The sequence below is a fragment of the Marinomonas communis genome (assembly GCF_004363305.1).
In the GTDB taxonomy this organism is placed as follows: domain Bacteria; phylum Pseudomonadota; class Gammaproteobacteria; order Pseudomonadales; family Marinomonadaceae; genus Marinomonas; species Marinomonas communis.
In genome coordinates this window covers 1-22,241 of sequence record NZ_SNZA01000006.1, presented here as the reverse complement: position 1 = coordinate 22,241, position 22,241 = coordinate 1, and the positions used below count along the sequence as shown (strand labels likewise).

Here is a 22,241-nt window from a genome sequence, read left to right as displayed (position 1 = left end):
GACAATCTCCCTAATTTGAGTGTAAGAGTTATTACGGCAGTTCAACGGTTAAGTTGTCGATCAGCCGCGCTTTGCCTAAATAGGCTGCCACTAGAATAACCAGTCGCTTCTCTTTCTCTGATGGTGTTAATAAGTCGTGTTGTGCACGTATTTCAAAGTAGTCGCGCTTAAAACCCACTGCTTCAAGCTTCTGTTGAGCTTGTTCACAAATGTCTGCGTAACTTACGTGACCTTCTAGGATTTGTTGCTTCGCCCATAGAAGGGTTTGATAAATCGTTGTTGCGGTGTTGCGCTCAGCTTCCGTTAGGTAACCGTTACGAGAGCTTAGGGCCAGGCCTGATTCAGCTCGGGCAATGTCCACACCGATAATCTCAACATTGGAGCTTAAATCACGCACCATGTCTTCGATGACTTTTAATTGCTGGTAATCTTTATTACCAAATATCGCACAGTCTGGCATGACAATGTTAAAGAGTTTTGTCACAACCGTGGCCACACCAACAAAATGTCCAGGTCGAGTGGCTCCACAAAGGATATCAGACAAGCCTGTGACTTCAATTTGAGTCTGGCTGCGTTTGCCATCTGGGTACATTTCTAACGCAGACGGGGCAAATAGAAAGTCACAACCGTTGCTTTCAAGCAAGGCTTGGTCTTCTTTTAATGTACGTGGGTAGCGCTCTAGATCTTCATTGGCAGAGAACTGCATAGGGTTGACAAAGATCGAGGAGACCACGACGTCCCCTTCTTTGCGGGCGCGACGAATAAGGTCCATGTGGCCTTCATGCAAGTTTCCCATGGTCGGCACAAAAGCAATGCGTTTGTCTTGTAGGCGTTCGCTTTTTAAGGCTGTGCGAAGTTCAGCAACAGTATGGAATGTTTTCATGCGTCAAATGTATGCTCTGGTGCAGGGAAAGCGCCGCTTTTCACTTCTTCAACGTAAGCAGCAAAGGCTTGTTCAATCGTGCGTCCTTCGGTCAAAAAGTTTTTCACGAATTTTGCTGGTCGTCCTATGTTGACGCCTAGCATGTCGTGCATTACCAATACTTGCCCATCTGTTTCAGAGCCAGCGCCAATGCCGATAACAGGCACCGAAACCGCTTCGGTTAAACTTTTACCTAATGCACTTGGGATGCACTCGTATAATAAGATGTCTGCGCCAGCGGCCACCAATTCTAACGACTCTGCTAGGATCAAGTCTGCTGCTGCTTTGTCCTTTCCTTGTACTTTATAGCCACCAAGCTTGTGTACCGCTTGCGGTGTTAAGCCTAAGTGGGCACACACAGGAATGCCACGCTCAGATAACAAGCGAACGGTATCGGCCAGCCAGCTACCGCCTTCCAGTTTCACCATGTTGGCGCCAGCTTGCATAAGCTTGGCAGCATTTTCCAGTGCTTGGTTTGGGGTGCTGTAACTCATAAAAGGCATATCAGCCAAAATAAAAGCGTGACTGTTGCCGCGTTTGACTGCTGCGGTGTGGTAGCACATGTCTTCAATGGACACTGGAAGCGTACTGTCTTGACCTTGCACAACCATGCCTAGAGAGTCACCGACTAAAATGGTTTCGACTCCTGCTTGGTTCATGGCGTGAGTAAAGGTGGCATCATAACAAGTTAGACAGGTGAACTTTTCACCATCTTGCTTCATTTTCTGTAGCTTCGATAAGGTAATCGGACGCGTCGGCTTTTTCGCAGTAGTATCTGAGTACATGGCTTATTCTTCTTTGATTAATACCAAGTCGCTGGTATCAAGTTGACTAACGTGCTCTGCCACGGTTTTGCCATTGTGCAGAAGCATTTCAGGCGCTAGATCAAGCAGGGGACGGATCACGAACCCGCGTTCTAGCATAAATGGGTGTGGAACGGTCAGCCTTGGTAAGGCGATGTTGTCATTGTTAAACAGTAAGATATCTAGATCAAGAGTACGTGGCCCCCAGTGGCGCTCACGAACACGTCGGTGATCTTGCTCGATGCTCTGCAGAAGGTCGAGCGTCGCGATGCCATCGAGTGTGGTTTCAAATCGAGCTACAGCATTGGTGTAATCCGGTTGATCTTGTGGGCCAACCGGTTTGCTGCCATAAAGGCTTGAAACTTGAAAGTTTGCAATGCTTGGGTGATTTGATAGCTGTTCAATGGCGCTTTTTAACTGCGCTAAAGGATTATCTAGGTTACTGCCTAGGCCAATATAAACCACATTATTCATTGTTTATGACTCTTGAGAATCGGACGGACGTTTGGCGTTGCTCTTACGGCGTCGTGGACGGCGTCGTTTGGGTTTGCTGGCCTCATTCTTACGACCGTCAGCTTGATTGACGAGATCACGTTGTTGATTGTCAGGCGCTTCTTGGAATTCTGTCCACCAAGTGCCGAGCCCGCCTAAATCTGTACCGCTTTGCTCACGGATCAATAAAAAGTCAAAAGCTGCTCTGAAACGCGGATGGTGTAGCAACGTAAAGGCGCGTTTGCCGTAGCGCTTGGGTAGACGGAACTGTAGATCCCAGATTTCACGCATAGGTGTTGAGAAGCGGCGTGGAATCGCAGTGGAAGCTACTTGGTTGTCGAGCACCATGGTGGCAGCTTGGTGTAACGCTGGAAGCTCTGGCAACCCTTGTTTAGAAAACTCTTCGTGACGTAATGCCACGCTTGGCCACATTAAGATGGCATATAAGAAATAGGGCGCGGTACTCTTTCCACCTTGGATACGAGTATCTGTATTGGACAGTCCCTGTAGGATGAAAGCATCCGGTGTGATGTCTTTACGCTGCCAACCGCTGTTTAGTAGCGCGTCTGTGTCAGGGAATAAATATTTAAATAGCCCATACTCGCGTAATAGCTGGAAGGTTTTTACACCATAACCACTGCCGAGGAGTTTTAAAACTTCTTCAAATAAGCGAGCAGGTGGAATGTGATCCAGTAAGTGTGCCATCTCTTTGATCGGTGCTGCCGTATTGGCTTCAATATCAAAGTTAAGTTTTGCGGCAAAGCGCACGGCACGTAGCATCCTGACAGGGTCTTCTTGATAACGTTGTCGCGGATCTCCGATGATGCGGATTTGGCGCTTGTCGATATCTTCTAAACCGCCGCAATAGTCGTTGATAGAGAAGTCGGCAATGTTGTAGTAGAGCGCATTGAAGGTGAAGTCACGACGCTCTGCATCTTCTTCAATCGAGCCGTACACGTTATCGCGCAAAATAATGCCATGGGATGAACGAGCGGTATCTTTGCCTTTCAAAGATTGGCGCTTGTCGGTGTCTTCGGCTTGTGCAGCGCTGTTGGCGCGAAACGTAGACACTTCAATGATTTCACGACCATAGGTGACATGCACCAGCTTGAAACGACGTCCAATCAAGCGAGAGTTGGAAAACAGTGCGTGGGCTTCTTCTGGTGTGGCATTGGTTACCACATCAAAGTCTTTTGGTTCGATACCGATTAAGTGATCGCGAATACAGCCGCCAACTAGGTAAGCATCAAAACCTGCTTCGTGGAGGCGGTAAAGAACTTTTAGCGCATTGGGGCTAATGTTCTTTCGAGAAAAAGAATGATCATCTCTTGGGATTTCAAGAGGGAGTTGTTGAGACTCGTCTGAGCCAAATAAGGACGTCGCTTTACGAACCAAAGACCTAAAACCTGCAAGCATTATTTAAAATTCAATAATTGATGGGTTTGGTTATTCTACACGGCAAAGGGTAGAAGATACACGGTTTAAAAATTCAGAGTGAAACAAGAAAATAGAGATAGAAGAAAAGAATAGCTAGAGAGGCGAAAATAAAATAATCGCTTTGGATACATGAAGATACTAGTTCCGAAAACAAAGTTGGTGCTGCTTCTGCAGTTCTACTCAAGTCTTATTTTTATTTTTGCAATGTTTTCATCGCCTTACGGCTGGCATATCTAAAAAAATCAATTATCCAAAGCGATTTTTCCATCCACAGCCTCAAATTTTTATTTTTATTTGAAGAGGCTGCGGTGTTCCTTTGTTTTATTTTTGTTTTAGGAACGTTACACAATGATCAACTTATTTTTATTATCGTCAATCTTGTTATCGTTGTGCCTGTTATAAGGCATTAGTTGTGCCAATTTTTTCAATGTGCTGAAAAGTAAGGGTTTTTTGAAAATGTTGTGCACTTTTTTTACGATTTTGTAATTGTTTTTTGGGTGCTTTAGTAACATTTGTTACTTTTAGTCTGTTACTTTTCTGGGCACGCCGAGTTTTTGGCGTCTTTCCCAAAGGCTTTTTCTAGAAATGCCCAGCGACTGTGCAAGCTGGGTTTCAGTCATTTTATGTTGGTGCGTCAACACAAAATGCTTGAAGTAGTCGTCTAGCGTGGTGCCCTCAATTGCAAAAGGGGAGGGGGTGGCTTGAGCGGTCGTATTATGTGTGCTTTTTGTTGCGGCCTGATGACGCTCATTGCGTTTTAATTTTAAGTTATGCGCTTCGAGCTTGCCTTCAGGGCTTAAAATAACGGCTCGTTCTAAAGCGTTCTCTAGCTCTCGTACATTGCCTGGCCATGAGTGTTCACGGATAGCCGCATCGAAAGCCTTATTGTAATGAGGTATGGGCTTGTCATGCTTTTTACAAGCCTCCTCTAAAAGAGTTTTAGCAATCAAGGGAATGTCATCGCCGCGCTCGCGCAACGGGGGCACGCTGAGCTCCATCACATACAACCGGTAATAGAGGTCTTCACGAAACATCCCATTCTGAACCATTTGCAATAGATTTCTGTGAGTGGCAGTGACCAGTCGGATGTTGACTTTAGTTGAGGTGACCGCACCAACTCTGCGAATTTCCCCCTCTTGCAATACCCTAAGCAAGCGCGCTTGGGCTTCAAGTGGTAACTCCCCGATTTCATCAAGGAAAAGTGTGCCGTGATCGGCGGCTACGATGAGGCCATCACGAGCGGAGACTGCACCGGTAAAGGCACCTTTCTCGTGACCGAACAGCTCAGACTCTATTAGATTTTCAGGGATAGCTGCACAGTTAACACTGATGAGCGCATGATCTTTGCGTTTTGATAAATTGTGAATGGATTTGGCGACCAACTCTTTACCAGTACCGGATTCACCGTGAATGAGAACGGTGGCATCGGTCTTGGCCACTTTTAAAAGCTCATCGAATAGAGTGTGCATGGCTGGGCTATTGCCAATAATGCCGCTTTCAGGAGTGCCTAATGGTGGTGTTTTGGGCTCAGTCACTTGGTTGCCAAATAGGCTGATCTCTGGCTCTACTGTTTTGCTAACTGTCGCATTGTTTGATTTGGGCTTTTCAAGGGCCTCGATAACTTGTGCAAGAACCGTATCTGGGTCGGTTGGTAGCGGAATAAAGTAGTGAGCCCCTTTTGCCATGTACTCTACTGCTGCATTCAAACTGGGGCGTTGGTCAAATACGATGAATGTATAAGGTTGAATGATCTCCAGTGCGTCATCCGTCAAAGCATCGGCATCGACTAGAAGAAGTTCAAAGTCCTCTAATTCGTAGTATTTACTAGCCTGCTCAATTGATTGGCTAATGTTGACGTGAAAACCGTTTCTGCTTAACCAGCGATCGACTTCTTTTAGCGGTGAATATTCGCTACAAATCACCATTACATGATACATCGTGTCACCCCTTGTAACTTGATGTAACGATTATACCCAGAATGGATGGTAGCGCGAGTATCGATTAGCGTATTAGAACTTGATCGTTTTCTGACAAAGAAAGGTTGGCTTGGGTTAATTGTTGACGTGACCAGCGCTCGGTCGCCCAAACCAGTAGTTGAGCAATAGAGTAGTCGCTTGGAATATCTTTGAAACCTAAATAATGCAGCACACTGCTCAGCACTTTTGGCTCGGCATTGGGTATCGCTTTGGCGTGATTTTGTTTGCTGATCTTATCGCCGTTCTCATTGATGATTAATGGTAGATGGCAAAGTCTGGGTGATTGCCAGCCAAATTGTTGATACAGCCAAAGCTGCTGTCCGGTGGTTTCTAATAAGTCTGCACCACGAACAATATCACTGATGTTTTGTACGTGATCATCCACTACCACAGCCAGTTGGTAGGAGAAATAATCATCCTTACGCTTTAATACGGGGTGGTTTAGTGGTTGGCTGACGTCGAAGTGTTGCGGCCCTTGAATGGGGTCTGTGAACTCAAATATCCCAATATCACATTGAGCACGCCAAGAATGAGGTTGCAGAGCATCGCTGTCGCAGCGTTTGGGGTGCAGTCCTTGAGTGCGTTTAAGTGAGGCTCGTGTACATTGGCAGGGATACACTAAATCCCTTGCTATCAGCATTTCTAAATAGTGCTGATATAAGTCGTAACGATCAGACTGAATTAGAATGCCTTCGTCTGAGAAAAGCTCGTAACTGTGTAGGGTTTTAATGATGGCGTGTTGGTTGTCGGTTGAGCAGCGTGAGCCGTCAACGTCTTCAATGCGAATTAACCACGTGCCTTGTTGCTGGCGAGCATCGAGATAACTCGCAACGGCGCTCAGTAATGAGCCGAAATGAAGCGGACCGGTTGGCGAAGGAGCGAACCGGCCTCGATAAGCATTAGGCATGTCTTAGTTGCCGATTTGCTTCTCTTTAATCTCTGCTAGTGTTTTGCAGTCGATACACATCGTCGCTGTTGGGCGTGCTTCTAGGCGGCGGATACCGATTTCAATGCCACATTCATCGCAGAAACCGTAGTCGTCATCGTTGATACGTTCGATGGTTTGGTTGATTTTTTTAACCAATTTACGTTCACGGTCACGAGCACGAAGTTCTAGGCTGAATTCTTCTTCTTGACTGGCACGATCATTCGGGTCGGCATAGTTCACAGCTTCTTCTTGTAAGTTGTGTACCGTACGATCAACCTCTTCCATTAGGTTTTGCTTCCAGTTGAGAAGGATGCTTTTGAAATGCGCCAATTGATTTTCGTTCATGTACTCTTCCCCTTCCGCCGCAACGTAAGGAGTAAAGTCTTTCATCAATGATTCAGGGTTTTTACTTGGCATAGTCTTGCCTCACTTCCCAGGTGTTCCTTGTGGTAACCTGTTTACATTAAGTTAAGGTGGTTTAATTTTTCGGGCGGAAAGTTATCAGATAATTTGCAGCAGAACCACAATTTTTGCGCAAAAAGTCGATTCTTTTCCAAGCATTTTTAACGAAATTAGTGAATGAGTATGCAGAGATTAGCAAAACGCGTCGAGCAAATCGCGCCATTTCAGGTGATGGCGGTAATGGCTCGGGCGAAACAATTACAGGCCGCTGGTGAAGATGTGATTCATTTAGAAGTAGGGGAGCCGGACTTCTCAGCGCCAGAGGCTGTTAATGAGGCGGGCAAAGCTGCCATTAGTGCTGGTAAAACGGGTTATACCGCTGCGACAGGGCTGCCAAAGTTGCGTCATGCGATCAGTGAGTTTTATCAACAGCGCTATCAGGTCGATGTCGCGCCGGAGCGAGTTATTGTGACGCCTGGTGCCTCAGGGGCTCTGTTATTACTCAGTTCATTGATGGCAGAAGTCGGTTCTGAAGTATTGATGCCAGACCCATGTTATCCATGCAATCGCCACTTCCTATTACAAGTTGGGGCGAAAGCGCGCATGCTTGAATGTGCTAGCGTAAATAACTTTGAAATTGATTTAGACTCCCTTGCTGCACAATGGCGCGAGCAGACCACTGGGTTATGGCTAGCATCGCCTGCGAACCCGACTGGGTCGGTGTTATCTAAAGACTATGTAGCCAAAGCTTGGGACATTGTTAAGCAACAGGGCGGTCATCTGTTGGTAGACGAAATCTATCAAGGGCTCGTTTTTGAAGGTGAAGATTTTACGGCGTTAAGCATTAGCGACGACATTTTTGTGGTGAACAGCTTTTCAAAATACTTCGCTATGACCGGTTGGCGCTTAGGATGGGTTGTGGTCCCTGAGTGGGCGATTGAGGGAGCGACTAAATTAGCGCAGAACTTATTTATATCTGCTTCATCTGTCGCGCAGCATGCTGCATTGCGTGCTTTTCAGCCAGATGTATTGGCGGAATGTGAGGCGCGACGTCAAACTCTAGCTAAGCGACGAGTAACCTTGATAAAGGGGCTACAGTCATTAGGTCTGCCTATTGCTTCGGCACCGCAAGGGGCTTTTTATGTCTACGTAGATGTGTCGAGTATCACGTCCGATGCCATGCAGTGGTGTTTGGATTTGTTGCAAAAGGAATTTGTAGCATTAACACCCGGTGCTGATTTTGGAATGAAAGATGCTCACAAATATGTGCGCTTTGCTTACACCTGCGATTGCGAGCGTATTGAGCAAGCGTTGGAACGAATAAAGCGTTTTATTCAAGCGTAAGCCTATTTATTGACCTTAATCGTGTTCTTCTAAGGTTTTCCAAAAGCTGCTTCAAATGCGCATTATTACTCTGCATTATAGTTTGCTATATCGTTTAGCATGTAAGAGTGAAGAGACATAATGCGCAAAGTTCACTTATGGCGTCGCTTGGCGGCAGCCTTTTACGACTCTCTTTTATTGATTGCCCTGTATTTTGTGGTTGGCTGGGTCGCTGTGATGGCGAATAACGGTGAAGCTGTGGAAGGCTTCTGGTTGTTCTGGTTGTTGCTGTTAATCGCTTGGGGCTTCTTTGTGAAATTCTGGCGTTACCCTGGTCAAACGTTGGGTATGCAAGTTTGGAAGTTCCGTGTGGTACAAGAAAATGGTGCGCCGATTACCATGCGTCAAGCAACGGCGCGCTATGTGTTTGCGATGGTGTCTTGGGCGTGTTTCGGGTTAGGTTTTTTGTGGGCCTTTATCGATAAGAATCATCAGACTTGGCACGACAAGCTTTCGCAAACGCACTTGGAGTTTATTGATCACAAACAGCGAGATCTGCCATAGATCTCGCTGTTATCTTTGATCTGTCTGTATTAGTGACGGCGCTTAAGTAAATACAGCCCCACTACAAAGCACACCAGGATGGGCAGAGAGATGCCTACAAGCGGCGGCAATGAGCTGACTAGGCTGAGTCGCCCCATGATGTAAAGTGTATTCTGGAAAGCAAGGCCAATCAGAACGCCTGAGAAAATTCTACCACCCATGGTTGATGAACGTAGTGGTCCAAAAATAGTGGAGATCGCCACAATCACTAATGCTAAAGACGACAGTGGGCGGAATACCTTACTCCAGAACGCCAGCTCATATTCTCCTGCATTTAACCCCTGTTCCTTCAAAAAGCTGGAGTATTGATAAAGCTGTGATAAGGAGAGGCTGTCGGGCTTTTGAGTGGATAAGTACAAGAAATCCGCTTTAAGCGATGACTGCCACTCAAGTGTCTTATCATGGCTGATGACAACCTGACTTTCCGTAAACGTTGAGCTGGAAATATCGTGTAACGTCCAAAGGTTGTCCGTTTCTTGGGTGGCACGTTTGGCTGTTCTAATAGCTTGTAGCTGATCGTTCTCTCGGTCATAAATCGTGATGTTGTAAAGATTGCCATCTCGATCTGCTGCATCAATGTAGACGTAATCGCCGTTTGCTTTTAACCAGCTGCCACCAGTAATGGCGAAATCGTTATTAACACCGACCTGCAGTTTGTCCACTAGGTTGGCTTTTTGTTCAGCGATAGGGGAAACGTATTCAGCAACCAGTAATCCGACAATGGCAAGGGCTAGAACGGGTTTGCAGGCTGAATAGCCAATGCGCCAAAGTGGAATGCCTGCCGCTCGCATGACGGTGACTTCAGAGGTCGAAGCCAATGCGCCCAAGCCAATAAGTGTCCCGATAAGCGATGATACGGGGAGATACTCGGCGAGCTTGCCTGGTATTTGGAGTCCTAATACCTGTATGAGTGTTGCGGCCGTGTATTGCTCGTTGACCTTTTTGACTTCTTCGATGAATGTGATTGCAAAATCTAATCCAAGCAATACAAACGCTACCAAGCAAACGGCTAGGAAAACACTCTGGCCAACATAGCGATCTAACTTACGCATTAGACCCTCCGTTTGTAGTAGGCAATTTGGCAGCTTTGCGAGCAAATACCTGGTTAAACATCATAAAGGTATAAAGCGCGATCAAGCCAAATATCCCGTGTACCCACCACATGCCATATTGTAGTGGGATAATTTGTTTCTCCAATGCTGTGCGTCCCCAAATAAGTAGGCCTAAATAGGTGATCAGCAAGATGATGGCGGGAAGCATTTTAAAGAATCGTCCCTGTCGCGGGTTTACTTGGCTCAGCGATAAGCCAATGATTGCCAAGATTGGTACGATCACAACGAGACCAATGCGCCAGTGAAGTTCGGCGATCAGTTTTGGATCGTTAGAGTTTAGTAGCGCTAAAGTGGGTTGTGCTTTCTCGTCGGTGATTTCTCCAGAAGGCGAGTCTTCGATACGAATTGCATAGGTATCAAAGGTCGTAACACGATAATTGCCAGTGCCAGGTTTCCCTTCATAGCGTACGCCTTGTTTTAGCACTAGGTATTGCAGGCCGTCGTGTTCAGGAAAGCGGACTAACTCACCATAACGAGCAAGTGTCTGCGTTGGTGTCTGTTGATTGGCGTTGGTTGAAATATCAGAGATGAAAAGGTTCTCCATCCAGCCTTCGTTCGCGGTGAACTGCTCAACATAGGTGGCTTTTTGCCCACGTCCTTCAAATTTGCCTGCTTGCAGAAAATCGAATGCTGTGAGCTTGTCTTGTTCTTGAGTGATTTCTTGAGCCTTATACTCAAACGCAGGAGAGATCCAAAAGTTGATCGCGGCGGATAGCATTGTAATAAAAAATGCGATTCCTAGCGTGTATCCTGCTAATTTGATTTTGCTGATGCCGCTGGCAAACAAAATGGACATTTCATTCTCAATGTATAAACGTCCATATGCTAATAATAGCGACAGGAAAAAGGCTAAGGGTAAAATGACTTGTATAAAGCTAGGGACATGTAGCCCCAGCAAGATGAAAAGGAAGTCGAAGCTCATTCGGCCTTCGGCGACGCGACCTAAATAGTTAAATATGCGTCCACTTAAAATGACAAGAAGTAAGATGAGGGTCACTGCTGCGGTTGACACCAACACTTCTTTAGCCAAGTATCTGAATAGTTTCAAAGGAACCTCTACTGGAGTTCTAGCGTGACTTCAGGTGATCGCTACTAAAAATTAAACGGCCAGTATTATCTCGATAGTTGCCGTAGGTAGCCAGTATTTTAGAAAGATTATTGAATTGGATGGGAAATATGAAAACAGAATTGTTCAACAATGTTGCTGATGTGCAAGCTGACCTGCTTGTGGTTTTTGTTCCAAGTGAAGGTGCACTGCCAGCAGCAACGGCTCAAGCGGATGAAAAAGTTAATGGTCAAATTACCGCGCTACGCGAACAAAGCGTTTTCAAAGGTTCAGTTGCTCAAACACTTCTGTTGCCAAGTGTTGTAGAAGGTCAACCATCGTTATTATTGGTTGGAACGGGTAAAGATGCACTGTCTGACATGAATGTTAAAAAAGTGGCAGCAGCGGTTGGTAGTCAAATTAAGTCGCTACCGTATGCGACCGTTGCGGTTGCAGCAAGTGCTCTGACTGTGAAAGAGCGCAATGCTGACAATGTAGTAACGCTTCTAGCTCAATGGTTAAACGAAGCGTTTTATGAGTTCTTAGGCTTCAAGCAATCTGATGCTGAGAAAGTTAATAAAGTTGAAGCGTTGCTAATCGAAGGCGCCAATGAAGATGCACTTAAAGTAGGTGTAGCGACGGCTGCGGGTTCTGCTTTCACGCGTCAGCTAGGTAATTTACCAGGCAACGTTTGTACGCCAGCTTACCTTGCTTCAAAAGCTCAGCAGTTAGGTGAAGACTACGACATCGAGATCGAATTGTTAGACGAAACCAAAATGGACGAGCTGGGCATGCACTGTCTATTGTCTGTCGGTCGAGGTAGCGATCAGCCAAGTTACCTAATCGTCATGCATTACCGTGGAGGTAAAGAAGACGAAGCGCCGCATGTATTGCTAGGCAAAGGTATTACCTTTGATACAGGTGGTATTTCATTGAAGCCAGGCGCGAAAATGGATGAAATGAAGTACGACATGTGCGGTGCGGCAAGTGTGTTTGGTACGATGAAGGCTATCTGTGAGCTTAAGCCTGCATTGAACTTCACGGCTGTTATTGCTGCGGCTGAGAACATGCCAAGTGGTCGTGCAACGAAACCAGGCGACATTGTGAAAACTATGTCAGGTAAGACGGTTGAAGTATTAAACACAGATGCTGAAGGCCGTTTGGTGTTATGTGATGCGCTAACGTACATTGAGCGCTTTAAGCCTCAATCTGTTGTGGATATCGCAACCCTAACCGGTGCATGTATTGTGGCGCTTGGTAGTGTGAACACGGGTATGTATGCCAACAAACAAGAAGTAGCGGATGCCTTAAAAGCAGCGGGTAAAGATGCTGCCGATAAACTATGGCAAATGCCACTAGATGAAGAGTACCAGCAGCAGTTAGATAGTAACTTTGCGGATATAGGCAACATTGGCGGTCCTGAGGCGGGCTCGGTAACGGCAGCATGTTTCTTGTCTCGCTTTACGGAAAGTTACCCTTGGGCGCATTTAGACATTGCAGGTACGGCATGGACTGGTGGTGCTGCAAAAGGTGCGAGTGGTCGTCCGGTGGGCCTACTAACACAATACTTGTTAAATAAAGCGCACTAAACGGCTTTATTCCAAGCGAATACACTGGCCCCAGTTGTGGAAACAGCTGGGGCTTTTTAATTTTTACGGTAAAGAGTTCGGCGGCGCCAGCAAAAATAAGCAGGCCTGTACCTATTGCGAATAGTATGGTGGGTATAGGTGTGTGAGATCATGCTTAAGTAGGGTGGACTTTTTGGGTTGGCAGTGCGAAAGTTGTACAACTTTAATGCTGAACTTTTAAGTACAACCTAGCTGGGGTATCTCGCGTACTCTTTGCATACGTTATTTGTGGTTTTCTATGTCTGATGTGCTTTCTGATGCTCAAATGTACTTGTCGGAACCTGATGAAACGGTTCTGACGGCTGCGCTTCGTAATAAAGATGATATTCCTATTCTGATGGATATTGTTGGAGAAGATGACGATGAAGTGCCGGTCATATCAGTCAGCCAAGAAACGCATTTGAAAAACTCCCTTGCTCATGAGGAGCTGGATGTTGCTTTATCTGACAGTGCAGAGACGTCCGCGGAAACCATTACGGACGTTGTTGAACCATTGGAGGCGACCCTTAAGGAAGCCTTTGCTGAGGAGTCATCTAACGGATTCTTGGGCACGACATCAGATGAACACAGTGCCGTGCAGATATCAGAAAAAGAGACTTCACATACAGATCAATCATTGGTCGCCCTAGCGATACAGCGTGTACTGGAGAAACGTTTACCAGACCTAGTGACTGAGGTCTTGCAGGAAATCGAGCGCGACAAACGTTCTTAGTGTATTGGCGGCTTTCTCGCTCGCCATGTAAGCGTTATAATTCCCACAACTTTATTTTTGCCATCCAAGAGCTTTAAGACACCATAATGGAAAAGACTTACCAACCTCAAAGTATCGAACAGCCAATTTACCAGCGCTGGGAAGATCAAAACTATTTCGCCCCAAGCGGTACTGGCACGCCATTTTCTATCATGATTCCACCGCCAAACGTCACGGGTAGCCTACATATGGGGCACGCGTTCCAGCATAGTTTGATGGATGCCATGATTCGTCGTGCACGTATGCAAGGTAAGCGCACATTATGGCAGCCAGGTAGTGACCACGCGGGTATCGCGACTCAGATGGTAGTTGAGCGTCAATTGGCAGCACAAAATCTAACGCGTACTGAACTTGGTCGTGAAAAATTCCTTGAGAAAGTCTGGGAATGGAAAGGTCAATCAGGCGGTACTATCTCTGATCAAATGCGTGTCTTGGGTGATTCGGTTGATTGGAATAAAGAGCGCTTCACGATGGATCCAGGTATGTCTGCGGCGGTTCAAGAAGTATTCGTTCGTTTATATGATGAAGGCATCATTTACCGCGGTCAGCGTCTTGTAAACTGGGATCCTAAACTGCATACCGCGATCTCTGACCTAGAAGTATTGTCTGAAGAAGAAAATGGCTTCATGTGGCATTTCCGTTACCCGCTAGCGGATGGCGTGAAAACAGCGGAAGGTAAAGACTATATTGTTGTCGCAACGACGCGTCCTGAAACCATGCTAGGTGACTCTGCTGTAGCGGTTGCGCCAGATGATGAGCGCTACGCTGATTTGGTAGGTAAAGAAATCCTATTGCCATTGGTTGATCGTCGTATTCCGATCATTGCCGATGAATACGTAGACAAAGAGTTCGGTACTGGCTGTGTGAAAATCACCCCTGCGCACGACTTCAATGACTACGAAGTAGGTAAGCGTCATAACCTACCAATGCTAAACATCTTTACTGATGATGCTGCGATCAATAACGATGCCCCAGAAAAGTACCGTGGCCTTGATCGTTTCGATGCCCGTAAAGTCATCGTGAAAGATTTCGAAGAGCTAGGCCTGCTTGAGAAGATTGATGACCACAAACTGAAAGTGCCGCGTAGTGAGCGTGGTAACACAGTGGTTGAACCATACCTAACCAATCAATGGTATGTAGCGGTTGAGTCATTGGCTAAGCCTGCGATCGAAGCAGTTGAAAACGGTGATATCCAATTCGTACCTAAGCAATGGGAAAACACTTACTTTGCGTGGATGCGTGATCTTCAAGACTGGTGTATTTCTCGTCAGCTTTGGTGGGGGCATCAGATCCCAGCTTGGTACGACGCAGAAGGTAACTTCTATGTAGGTCAAGACGAAGCGACGGTTCGTGCTAAGTACAACCTAGCAGCAGACCTTGAGCTGACTCAAGACGAAGACGTACTAGACACTTGGTTCTCTTCTGCGTTATGGACTTTCGCAACACAAGGTTGGCCGGAGCAAACGGAAGATCTAGACCTGTTTGGTGAGTCGGATGTTTTGGTAACAGGCTTTGACATTATTTTCTTCTGGGTTGCTCGTATGATCATGATGACCCTGAAGTTCACTAACAAAGTACCGTTTAAAACTGTTTACATCACCGGTCTGATCCGTGATGAACGTGGCGACAAAATGTCTAAGTCGAAAGGTAACGTGATCGATCCATTGGATTTGATCAATGGTATCGATTTAGATGCGCTGGTCGCAAAACGTACTTACGGCATGATGCAGCCACGTTTGGCAGAAAAAGTTGAGAAAAACACTCGTGAGGCTTACCCAGAAGGCATGCCTGCGTACGGTACTGATGCATTGCGCTTTACTTTGTGCTCGCTTGCATCAGGTGGTCGTGACATCAAGTTCGACTTAAACCGTTTAGAAGGTTACCGCAACTTCTGTAACAAGATTTGGAACGCTGCTCGTTACGTATTAATGAACACGGAAGGTAACGACTGTGCGCAAAACGGTGGCGAAGTGGAGTTGTCTCTAGCGGATAAATGGATCATTTCTCGTTTACAGCATGCGGAAGATGCGGTGAATAAAGCTTACGACACGCACCGTTTTGACTTGGCGGCGCAAGCTATCTATGAATTCATGTGGCATGAGTACTGTGACTGGTACCTAGAGTTGTCGAAACCTGTGCTATGGGATGAAAATGCCACACCAGCACAGCTTGCAGGCACTCGTTGTACATTGGTTCGTGTATTGGAAGCATTCCTTCGTCTTGCACACCCAATGATGCCGTTCATTACAGAAGAGATTTGGCAACGTGTTGCTCCGCTAGCTGGTCAAACGGGCGAAACTGTCATGACGCAAGCGTTCCCTGAAACAGAAGCTTCTAAGATCGATGCAGAGGCAGAAGCTGATGTGGAATGGCTAAAAGGCGTTATTGAAGGTGTTCGTAATATCCGTGGTGAGATGAATATTGCACCATCTAAGCCATTGGAGATTTTCTTCCGTAATGGCTCTGCGCAAGATAAGGCGCGCATGGAAGCTAACTTGGCATTCTTGCAGAAGCTGGCGAAGATTGAGTCGATCACTTGGTTGGAAGCTGGTGCGGAAGCGCCAATGTCTGCTACGGCGTTGGTAGGCGAGATGGAAGTGTTGGTGCCTATGGCAGGCCTAATCGACAAAGAAGCAGAGCTTGCACGTCTACAAAAAGAAATCGATAAAGCGAGTAAAGATCTTCAGCGCATTGAAGGCAAGCTTGGAAACGAGTCTTTTGTAGCAAAAGCGCCGGCGGCGGTTGTTGAGAAAGAAAAAGCGAAGTGTGAAGACTTGAAGTCGGTTGTTGCGAAGCTTGAAGAACAAAAAGCAAGCATCGAGTCGCTGTAATCTAATGAACTCAGGTGGCGCTGGCGTCACCTGAGTGGTTGGCTCAGAAAAATAACAAGAGGTGGTCAATGGCAGAACGATTTTTCGGTAAGGTACGTTGGTTTAATGACACGAAAGGGGTTGGTTTTATCAAGCGCGATGATTTCCCTGATGTGTTTGTGCATTACAAGTCGATTTTGTCAGATGGGCATAAAACGTTAAAAAAGGGTCAATACGTAAGTTTTGCGATTACAGAAACGGATTTTGGTACCCAAGCGGCAGATGTCACCTTGGAGAAGAAACCAACCGCTGATATTTAACGTATTAGAAAGAAAAACCAGCCGACGGCTGGTTTTTTTATGTGTTCAAAAAAGTGCTTAAAGCATACTGTGGGCAAGCTTCACAAAGTCCACGGGGCTTAGAATGCCCACTAGTTTACCGTCTTCAACCACTGGTAAGCTGCCATATTTATTTTCAATAAAAAATTCAGCGGCAGTTTTTAATGACAAGCTTGGCTCTATGCTCAGAATGTCTTTATTCATGGCATTGCGTACAGGCGTTTGTTCTTCCTTCTTAGTCAGTTGTTGTGTACCAAATTGGCTCACTAAGTAAAAGGCGTGTTTAAGGTACTCTCTTTGAGTCAGCATGCCTACGCAGGTGCCCTCATCGTTAATGACGGGCAGGTTGCGAATGTTTTTTTCTGCCATCAGAGCTTTGGCTTTGGCCATTGAGTCGCTTTCTTTAAGAGTGATTAAATTGGTGATCATTAAATCAGCTACAGTTTGCACGCTTCAAACTCCTTGTATAATAGTTTCCTTGAGTTTAGGAGATTTGAAATGCCCAGTGCAATAGACCCGAATCACTCTCAGTCAGAGATTGATGCATTTTGGATGGCGAAAGCCCTAGAGCTAGCAGCGAAAGCTGAGGCGGAAAGCGAAATCCCAGTTGGTGCCATTGTTGTGCTGGATGGTGAGATCATCGGCCAAGGTTTTAATTCACCGATTCTTACTTGTGACCCGACCGCCCATGCGGAAATTCAAGCCATTCGCGACGCTTGTAAAAACGTCAATAATTATCGACTTCCTGAAGCGACCTTGTACGTGACCCTAGAGCCATGTTCTATGTGCGCGGGCGCAATTGTGCATAGTCGAATTGCTCGAGTGGTGTATGGTGCGACTGAACCAAAGAGTGGTGTTGTTGAAAGTCAGCAGCAGTTTTTCTCTCACCCGTTTCTGAATCATCAGGTCGAGTCATCTGGAGGTGTGCTAGCGGAGCAAGCCAGTTCTCAGCTTTCAAACTTTTTTCAGTATCGTCGTGAGCAAAAAAAGCGCTTAAAACAACAAGCTAAAGCACAAGTTGGCGATACTGAGTAAGGAAAGTCGTCATATTGAGCAGACTATGCTGGCTTCAAAACGCCCCAATGATTTAAAATACGCGCAAATTTTTCCCCAAACTACCACATGAGGCAAAACTCGACATGCTGACTCTGCATGGTTCCGCAGCGCTTTCTGCGTTTCGCAAAGCTAAGCTTTTAGCAGGTCTACAAGATCTGTATCCATCCATCACAGATATCGATGCTCAGTTTCTACATTTTGTTGAACTAAAGTCAGGTCAGGCGCTGACTGCAGAACAACAAGCGGTGTTGGAACAGGCTCTGACTTACGGTGCTAAGTCTGCGCCGATTCAAGTATCTGATCACTACGTTTTAGTAGTACCACGTCTAGGCACTATCTCTCCATGGTCTTCTAAAGCAACGGATATCCTGCATAACTGTGGTCTTGAGCTAGTCGAGCGTGTTGAACGTGGGGTTCAGTACTTTGTACATGCAAATGAAGCCTTATCTGATGCTCAACGTGGCGAAGTTGCAGCACTGCTTCATGATCGTATGACTGAGAGCGTACTGTTAGATGTAGCGGCGGCACAAACGATGTTCAGCCACGCAACACCTGCACCAATGACCAGCGTGGATGTGCTAGGCGGCGGCCGCGAAGCATTGGTGGAAGCTAACCAAAAACTTGGTCTGGCTTTGGCGGAAGACGAAATTGACTACTTGGTAGAGTCATTCAAAGAATTGGGTCGTAACCCAAATGACGTAGAACTAATGATGTTTGCCCAAGCGAACTCTGAACACTGTCGTCACAAGATCTTTAACGCTTCTTGGACAATCGATGGCGAAGAACAAGAACGTTCTTTGTTCAAGATGATCAAGAACACTCATGAACATAACCCAGATGGCACTTTGTCTGCGTACAAAGACAACGCTGCGGTGATGGAAGGTCACAAAGCAGGTCGTTTCTTCCCGAACTCTGAAACTCGTGAATACGATTTCTCGCAAGAGAACATCGATATTCTGATGAAGGTAGAAACTCACAACCACCCAACAGCGATTGCACCATTTGCCGGTGCTGCGACAGGCTCTGGTGGTGAGATCCGTGACGAAGGCGCGACAGGTATCGGTGCGAAGCCAAAAGCGGGTCTAACAGGTTACACGGTTTCTGACCTGAAACTTCCTGGTTTTGAACAACCATGGGAAAGCCAGTACGGCAAACCAAGTCGTATCGTGACACCTCTGGACATCATGATCGAAGGTCCTATCGGTGGCGCGGCATTTAACAACGAATTTGGTCGTCCAAACCTACTCGGTTACTTCCGTACTTTCGAACAGAAAGTAGAAGGCCCAACGGGTGACGAAGTTCGCGGTTACCACAAGCCAATCATGCTTGCCGGCGGTATCGGTAACATCCGTCGTGAGCACGTTGAAAAAGACGAGATCCAAGTAGGTTCTAAACTAGTCGTGCTAGGTGGCCCTGCTATGTTGATCGGTCTAGGTGGTGGCGCAGCCTCTTCTATGGCCTCTTCTGACGGTAATGAAGATCTAGATTTCGCCTCTGTACAACGTGGTAACCCAGAAATGGAGCGTCGTTGTCAGGAAGTTATCGACCGTTGTTGGCAGCTTGGTGATAAGAACCCAATCAGCTTTATCCACGATGTGGGTGCTGGTGGTCTATCTAACGCTTTACCAGAGCTTGTTAAAGACGGTGAGCGTGGCGGCAAGTTCGATCTACGTAAAGTATTGAACGACGAGCCTGGCATGTCACCACTAGAAATCTGGTGTAACGAGTCTCAAGAACGCTACGTAATGGCGATCCCTGCTGACCGCATTGATGAGTTCGCAGCGATCTGTGAGCGTGAACGTTGTCCATTTGCTGTGGTCGGTGAAGCGAAAGAAGAGCTACACCTAGAAGTGGAAGATCCACACTTCGACAACAGCCCAGTTGACCTACCAATGTCTGTACTATTTGGTAAGCCACCTAAGATGCACCGTGAAGCGACTAAAGCCGATGTTAAAGGCGATGACTTTGACGGTTCTGACGTTGAACTTGCTGAAGCAGCAAAACGCGTTCTTAGTCTACCAACGGTTGCGTCTAAGAGCTTCTTGATCACTATCGGTGACCGTACGATCACCGGTATGGTGGCGCGTGACCAGATGGTTGGTCCATGGCAGGTACCCGTAGCAGACGTAGCAGTAACGACTTCGTCACTAGACAGCTACACTGGTGAAGCGATGACTATGGGTGAGCGTACACCTGCGGCTCTATTGAATGCGCCAGCGTCTGGTCGCATGGCAGTGGGTGAGGCGCTAACGAACCTTGCGGCAGCGAAAATCACCAAACGTAACCACATTAAGCTATCGGCAAACTGGATGGCGGCTGCGGGTCACGCAGGTGAAGACGAGAAGTTATACCAAACTGTAAAAGCAGTCGGTATGGAGCTATGTCCTGCATTGGATATCGCGATCCCTGTTGGTAAAGACTCTATGTCTATGAAGACGGTATGGAAAGAAGACGGAGAAGAGAAAGCCGTTACTTCACCATTGTCTCTAGTGATTTCAGCGTTTGCGCCAGTGGAAGATGTTCGTAAGACTCTAACACCTGAGCTTAAGAAAGCTGACAGCCAATTGATCCTTCTAGATCTTGGTGCGGGTCAAAATCGTCTAGGTGGTTCGGTGCTTGCTCAAGTATTCAACAAAGTAAGTAACGCAACACCTGACGTTGACAGTGCAGCAGTACTGGCTGGTTTCTTCGATACCACGCAAGCCTTGAACGCGGAAGGTAAGTTGCTTTCTTACCACGACCGTTCTGACGGTGGTCTGTTCGCAACGCTGACAGAAATGTCGTTTGCTAGCCACATCGGTCTAGATGTTGACCTAACAAACGTAGCGAAAGATAAAGCGTCTCTAGCAGCGGCGTTGTTCAACGAAGAACTAGGTGCGGTCATCCAAGTCGCGAACAGTGAAGTGGATGCAGTCCTAGCGGCTTACCAAGCAGCGGGTGTTTCTGCGACAGTGGTTGCTACACTAAACGATAGCGATACCTTGAACTTCGCTTTCCAGGGTGAGCAAGTGCTTTCTCAAGATCGTGTGACTTGGCAGCGTACTTGGTCTGAAACAAGTTACCGTATCCAAGCACTGCGTGATAACCCAGAATCAGCACAGCAAGAATTCGATAACTTGCTAGATGCCAAAGATCCTGGTCTATCTGCGAAGCTAAGTTTCGATATCAATGCTGATGTTGCGGCACCTTACATCAATACTGGCGCGAAACCTCGTATGGCGGTATTGCGTGAGCAGGGTGTTAACGGTCAAGTGGAAATGGCGGCAGCCTTCCATAAAGCTGGTTTCAATCCAGTAGACGTACACATGAGTGACATTCTATCTGGTCGTATTTCGCTAGAAGAGTTCCATGGCCTAGTGGCATGTGGTGGTTTCTCTTACGGTGACGTACTGGGTGCTGGTGAAGGTTGGGCGAAGTCTATCCTGTTTAACACACGTGCACGCGAGCAGTTCGAAGCATTTTTCAACCGTCAAGAAACTTTCTCACTAGGTGTGTGTAACGGTTGTCAGATGCTATCTAACTTGCATGACCTGATCCCAGGTGCGCAAAACTGGCCGAAGTTCGTACGTAACCAATCTGCTCAGTTCGAAGCACGTCTAGTACAAGTAGAAGTGAAAGAGTCTAACTCTGTTCTACTGGCAGACATGGCTGGTTCGATTATGCCGATTGCCGTTGCTCACGGTGAAGGTCACACGGAATACCGTGATGATGCACACAAAGCGATCCTTCAAGCGAATGGTCAAGTAGCACTTCAGTATGTTGACCACTACGGTCAAGCAACGGAACGTTACCCATTCAACCCGAACGGTTCTGCTGAAGGTATCACTGGCCTAACATCTGAAGATGGTCGCGTGACTATTATGATGCCTCACCCAGAGCGTGTTTACCGAGCGGTTCAGCACAGCTGGAAACCAGAAGGTTGGCAAGAGCAAGGCCCTTGGTTGCGTCTATTCCAAAACGCACGCAAGTTCCTAGGCTAATCACTTAGCTAAAAAACATTTCAAAGCCCGCTACTTATTTTAGTAGCGGGCTTTTTGGTTTTAAGGCATTCCTTTGGCCTAGGGGTCAGATCCCTTCAAAGTATTAGCTTTCAATGCCTTCTATCTGTTAAGGGATCTGACCCCTTTTAATGAGGATTGGGGAGGGGTTAGAGGTCTATCAATCTCCACGGAAGACTATTGAAAACTGATTTGGCTGTTTATTGATCGATTGGCGTGTGTTTTTGGTTGATAAATAAACAGGTTCGAGCTTTTTTCGTCATAAACGGAACTTTTTTAAAATTAATTGAAAAAGAGCTTGCGCTGAAAATTCTGATGCGTATTATACGCACCCACTGACACGGCAGACCACCACGGACTGCACAGCGAACTGGAAACGGTAAGAAAATGTGTCAACGCTCTTTAAAATAGATAATCAGATAATTTGTGTGGGCACTCGCTGGAGACTTCTCAAAAACTTTGAAGTCTTAAATGAGTGACCATGTCAATTCGCTTTACGTTCTTTAATCTTTTGGTTGAAGAATATAGTTAAAGTCAGACGTGATTCATGAGTTTGAGCAAGCTTTTTTAAACTGAAGAGTTTGATCATGGCTCAGATTGAACGCTGGCGGCAGGCT

Annotated in this window: 18 protein-coding genes; 8 read left to right on the top strand and 10 right to left on the bottom strand. The window is 46.5% G+C overall.

Going from position 1 to position 22,241, the window contains the following annotated elements; genetic code table 11:
* Positions 1-31: 31 nt before the first annotated feature.
* The 7 genes from panC to dksA form a co-directional block, all read right to left on the bottom strand.
* On the bottom strand, positions 32-883 hold the full coding sequence (panC, locus tag C8D85_RS15325) for a pantoate--beta-alanine ligase (RefSeq protein WP_133564359.1): 852 nt from the start codon (positions 881-883) through the stop codon (positions 32-34).
* The gene (gene panB / locus C8D85_RS15320) at positions 880-1,707 is read right to left on the bottom strand and encodes a 3-methyl-2-oxobutanoate hydroxymethyltransferase (protein WP_133564357.1); all 828 of its coding nucleotides are present in this window, start codon (positions 1,705-1,707) and stop codon (positions 880-882) included. Before panB ends, panC begins: the two co-directional genes overlap by 4 nt.
* A 3-nt stretch (positions 1,708-1,710) precedes the next feature.
* A complete protein-coding gene (folK, locus tag C8D85_RS15315; protein ID WP_133564355.1) occupies positions 1,711-2,199 on the bottom strand; it encodes a 2-amino-4-hydroxy-6-hydroxymethyldihydropteridine diphosphokinase in 489 nt (162 codons plus the stop codon).
* A gap of 3 nt (positions 2,200-2,202) precedes the next feature.
* The gene (gene pcnB / locus C8D85_RS15310; RefSeq protein ID WP_133564353.1) at positions 2,203-3,633 is read right to left on the bottom strand and encodes a polynucleotide adenylyltransferase PcnB; all 1,431 of its coding nucleotides are present in this window, start codon (positions 3,631-3,633) and stop codon (positions 2,203-2,205) included.
* Between the two features lie 542 nt (positions 3,634-4,175).
* Positions 4,176-5,591, bottom strand: coding sequence for a sigma-54-dependent transcriptional regulator (locus C8D85_RS15305; RefSeq protein ID WP_133564351.1), 1,416 nt, complete (start codon positions 5,589-5,591; stop codon positions 4,176-4,178).
* 64 nt (positions 5,592-5,655) lie between these two features.
* Positions 5,656-6,537 carry a tRNA glutamyl-Q(34) synthetase GluQRS gene (gluQRS, locus tag C8D85_RS15300; RefSeq protein WP_133564349.1) on the bottom strand — a complete coding sequence of 294 codons (882 nt, stop codon included), beginning with the start codon at positions 6,535-6,537 and terminating at the stop codon, positions 5,656-5,658.
* A gap of 3 nt (positions 6,538-6,540) precedes the next feature.
* Positions 6,541-6,975, bottom strand: a complete 435-nt coding sequence (gene dksA / locus C8D85_RS15295) for an RNA polymerase-binding protein DksA (protein WP_133564347.1) — start codon at positions 6,973-6,975, stop codon at positions 6,541-6,543.
* Between the two features lie 168 nt (positions 6,976-7,143).
* Here dksA and C8D85_RS15290 point away from each other — a divergent pair, with 168 nt between their 5' ends.
* Together C8D85_RS15290 and C8D85_RS15285 are read left to right on the top strand one after the other, a co-directional pair.
* A complete protein-coding gene (locus C8D85_RS15290) occupies positions 7,144-8,304 on the top strand; it encodes an aminotransferase class I/II-fold pyridoxal phosphate-dependent enzyme (RefSeq protein WP_342353332.1) in 1,161 nt (386 codons plus the stop codon).
* 120 nt (positions 8,305-8,424) lie between these two features.
* Entirely contained in the window at positions 8,425-8,847 is a 423-nt protein-coding gene (locus C8D85_RS15285; protein ID WP_133564343.1) for an RDD family protein, read from the top strand.
* Between the two features lie 29 nt (positions 8,848-8,876).
* On the opposite strand, the gene lptG is transcribed toward C8D85_RS15285, so the two are convergent.
* Both lptG and lptF read right to left on the bottom strand, forming a co-directional pair.
* A complete protein-coding gene (gene lptG, locus C8D85_RS15280) occupies positions 8,877-9,938 on the bottom strand; it encodes an LPS export ABC transporter permease LptG (protein ID WP_133564341.1) in 1,062 nt (353 codons plus the stop codon).
* The gene (lptF, locus tag C8D85_RS15275) at positions 9,931-11,046 is read right to left on the bottom strand and encodes an LPS export ABC transporter permease LptF (protein ID WP_133564339.1); all 1,116 of its coding nucleotides are present in this window, start codon (positions 11,044-11,046) and stop codon (positions 9,931-9,933) included. Before lptF ends, lptG begins: the two co-directional genes overlap by 8 nt.
* A 128-nt stretch (positions 11,047-11,174) precedes the next feature.
* Between lptF and C8D85_RS15270 the strand changes: the two genes are divergently transcribed.
* From C8D85_RS15270 to C8D85_RS15255, 4 genes are all read left to right on the top strand, one after another.
* Positions 11,175-12,632 (top strand): leucyl aminopeptidase, encoded by a 1,458-nt coding sequence (locus C8D85_RS15270; protein WP_133564337.1) that lies wholly within the window; start codon positions 11,175-11,177, stop codon positions 12,630-12,632.
* 277 nt (positions 12,633-12,909) lie between these two features.
* Positions 12,910-13,383 (top strand): hypothetical protein, encoded by a 474-nt coding sequence (locus C8D85_RS15265; protein ID WP_133564335.1) that lies wholly within the window; start codon positions 12,910-12,912, stop codon positions 13,381-13,383.
* Positions 13,384-13,469: 86 nt separating this feature from the next.
* Positions 13,470-16,253 (top strand): valine--tRNA ligase, encoded by a 2,784-nt coding sequence (locus C8D85_RS15260; protein WP_133564333.1) that lies wholly within the window; start codon positions 13,470-13,472, stop codon positions 16,251-16,253.
* 68 nt (positions 16,254-16,321) lie between these two features.
* Positions 16,322-16,552 carry a cold-shock protein gene (locus C8D85_RS15255; protein WP_133564331.1) on the top strand — a complete coding sequence of 77 codons (231 nt, stop codon included), beginning with the start codon at positions 16,322-16,324 and terminating at the stop codon, positions 16,550-16,552.
* Between the two features lie 57 nt (positions 16,553-16,609).
* Here C8D85_RS15255 and C8D85_RS15250 read toward each other — a convergent pair whose 3' ends face one another.
* Positions 16,610-17,020, bottom strand: coding sequence for a CBS domain-containing protein (locus tag C8D85_RS15250; RefSeq protein ID WP_133564329.1), 411 nt, complete (start codon positions 17,018-17,020; stop codon positions 16,610-16,612).
* A gap of 48 nt (positions 17,021-17,068) precedes the next feature.
* Between C8D85_RS15250 and tadA the strand changes: the two genes are divergently transcribed.
* Both tadA and purL read left to right on the top strand, forming a co-directional pair.
* Positions 17,069-17,605, top strand: a complete 537-nt coding sequence (gene tadA / locus C8D85_RS15245) for a tRNA adenosine(34) deaminase TadA (protein WP_133564327.1) — start codon at positions 17,069-17,071, stop codon at positions 17,603-17,605.
* Between the two features lie 104 nt (positions 17,606-17,709).
* Entirely contained in the window at positions 17,710-21,606 is a 3,897-nt protein-coding gene (gene purL, locus C8D85_RS15240; protein WP_133564325.1) for a phosphoribosylformylglycinamidine synthase, read from the top strand.
* Positions 21,607-22,241: the final 635 nt, after the last annotated feature.

Excerpts from the sequence above, each read along its gene's own strand:
- panC (WP_133564359.1), bottom strand. The coding sequence starts at position 883 with ATGAAAACATTCCATACTGTTGCTGAACTTCGCACAGCCTTAAAAAGC.
- panB (WP_133564357.1), bottom strand. The coding sequence starts at position 1,707 with ATGTACTCAGATACTACTGCGAAAAAGCCGACGCGTCCGATTACCTTA.
- folK (WP_133564355.1), bottom strand. The coding sequence starts at position 2,199 with ATGAATAATGTGGTTTATATTGGCCTAGGCAGTAACCTAGATAATCCT.
- pcnB (WP_133564353.1), bottom strand. The coding sequence starts at position 3,633 with ATGCTTGCAGGTTTTAGGTCTTTGGTTCGTAAAGCGACGTCCTTATTT.
- C8D85_RS15305 (WP_133564351.1), bottom strand. The coding sequence starts at position 5,591 with ATGTATCATGTAATGGTGATTTGTAGCGAATATTCACCGCTAAAAGAA.
- gluQRS (WP_133564349.1), bottom strand. The coding sequence starts at position 6,537 with ATGCCTAATGCTTATCGAGGCCGGTTCGCTCCTTCGCCAACCGGTCCG.
- dksA (WP_133564347.1), bottom strand. The coding sequence starts at position 6,975 with ATGCCAAGTAAAAACCCTGAATCATTGATGAAAGACTTTACTCCTTAC.
- C8D85_RS15290 (WP_342353332.1), top strand. The coding sequence starts at position 7,144 with ATGCAGAGATTAGCAAAACGCGTCGAGCAAATCGCGCCATTTCAGGTG.
- C8D85_RS15285 (WP_133564343.1), top strand. The coding sequence starts at position 8,425 with ATGCGCAAAGTTCACTTATGGCGTCGCTTGGCGGCAGCCTTTTACGAC.
- lptG (WP_133564341.1), bottom strand. The coding sequence starts at position 9,938 with ATGCGTAAGTTAGATCGCTATGTTGGCCAGAGTGTTTTCCTAGCCGTT.
- C8D85_RS15270 (WP_133564337.1), top strand. The coding sequence starts at position 11,175 with ATGAAAACAGAATTGTTCAACAATGTTGCTGATGTGCAAGCTGACCTG.
- C8D85_RS15265 (WP_133564335.1), top strand. The coding sequence starts at position 12,910 with ATGTCTGATGTGCTTTCTGATGCTCAAATGTACTTGTCGGAACCTGAT.
- C8D85_RS15260 (WP_133564333.1), top strand. The coding sequence starts at position 13,470 with ATGGAAAAGACTTACCAACCTCAAAGTATCGAACAGCCAATTTACCAG.
- C8D85_RS15255 (WP_133564331.1), top strand. The coding sequence starts at position 16,322 with ATGGCAGAACGATTTTTCGGTAAGGTACGTTGGTTTAATGACACGAAA.
- tadA (WP_133564327.1), top strand. The coding sequence starts at position 17,069 with ATGCCCAGTGCAATAGACCCGAATCACTCTCAGTCAGAGATTGATGCA.
- purL (WP_133564325.1), top strand. The coding sequence starts at position 17,710 with ATGCTGACTCTGCATGGTTCCGCAGCGCTTTCTGCGTTTCGCAAAGCT.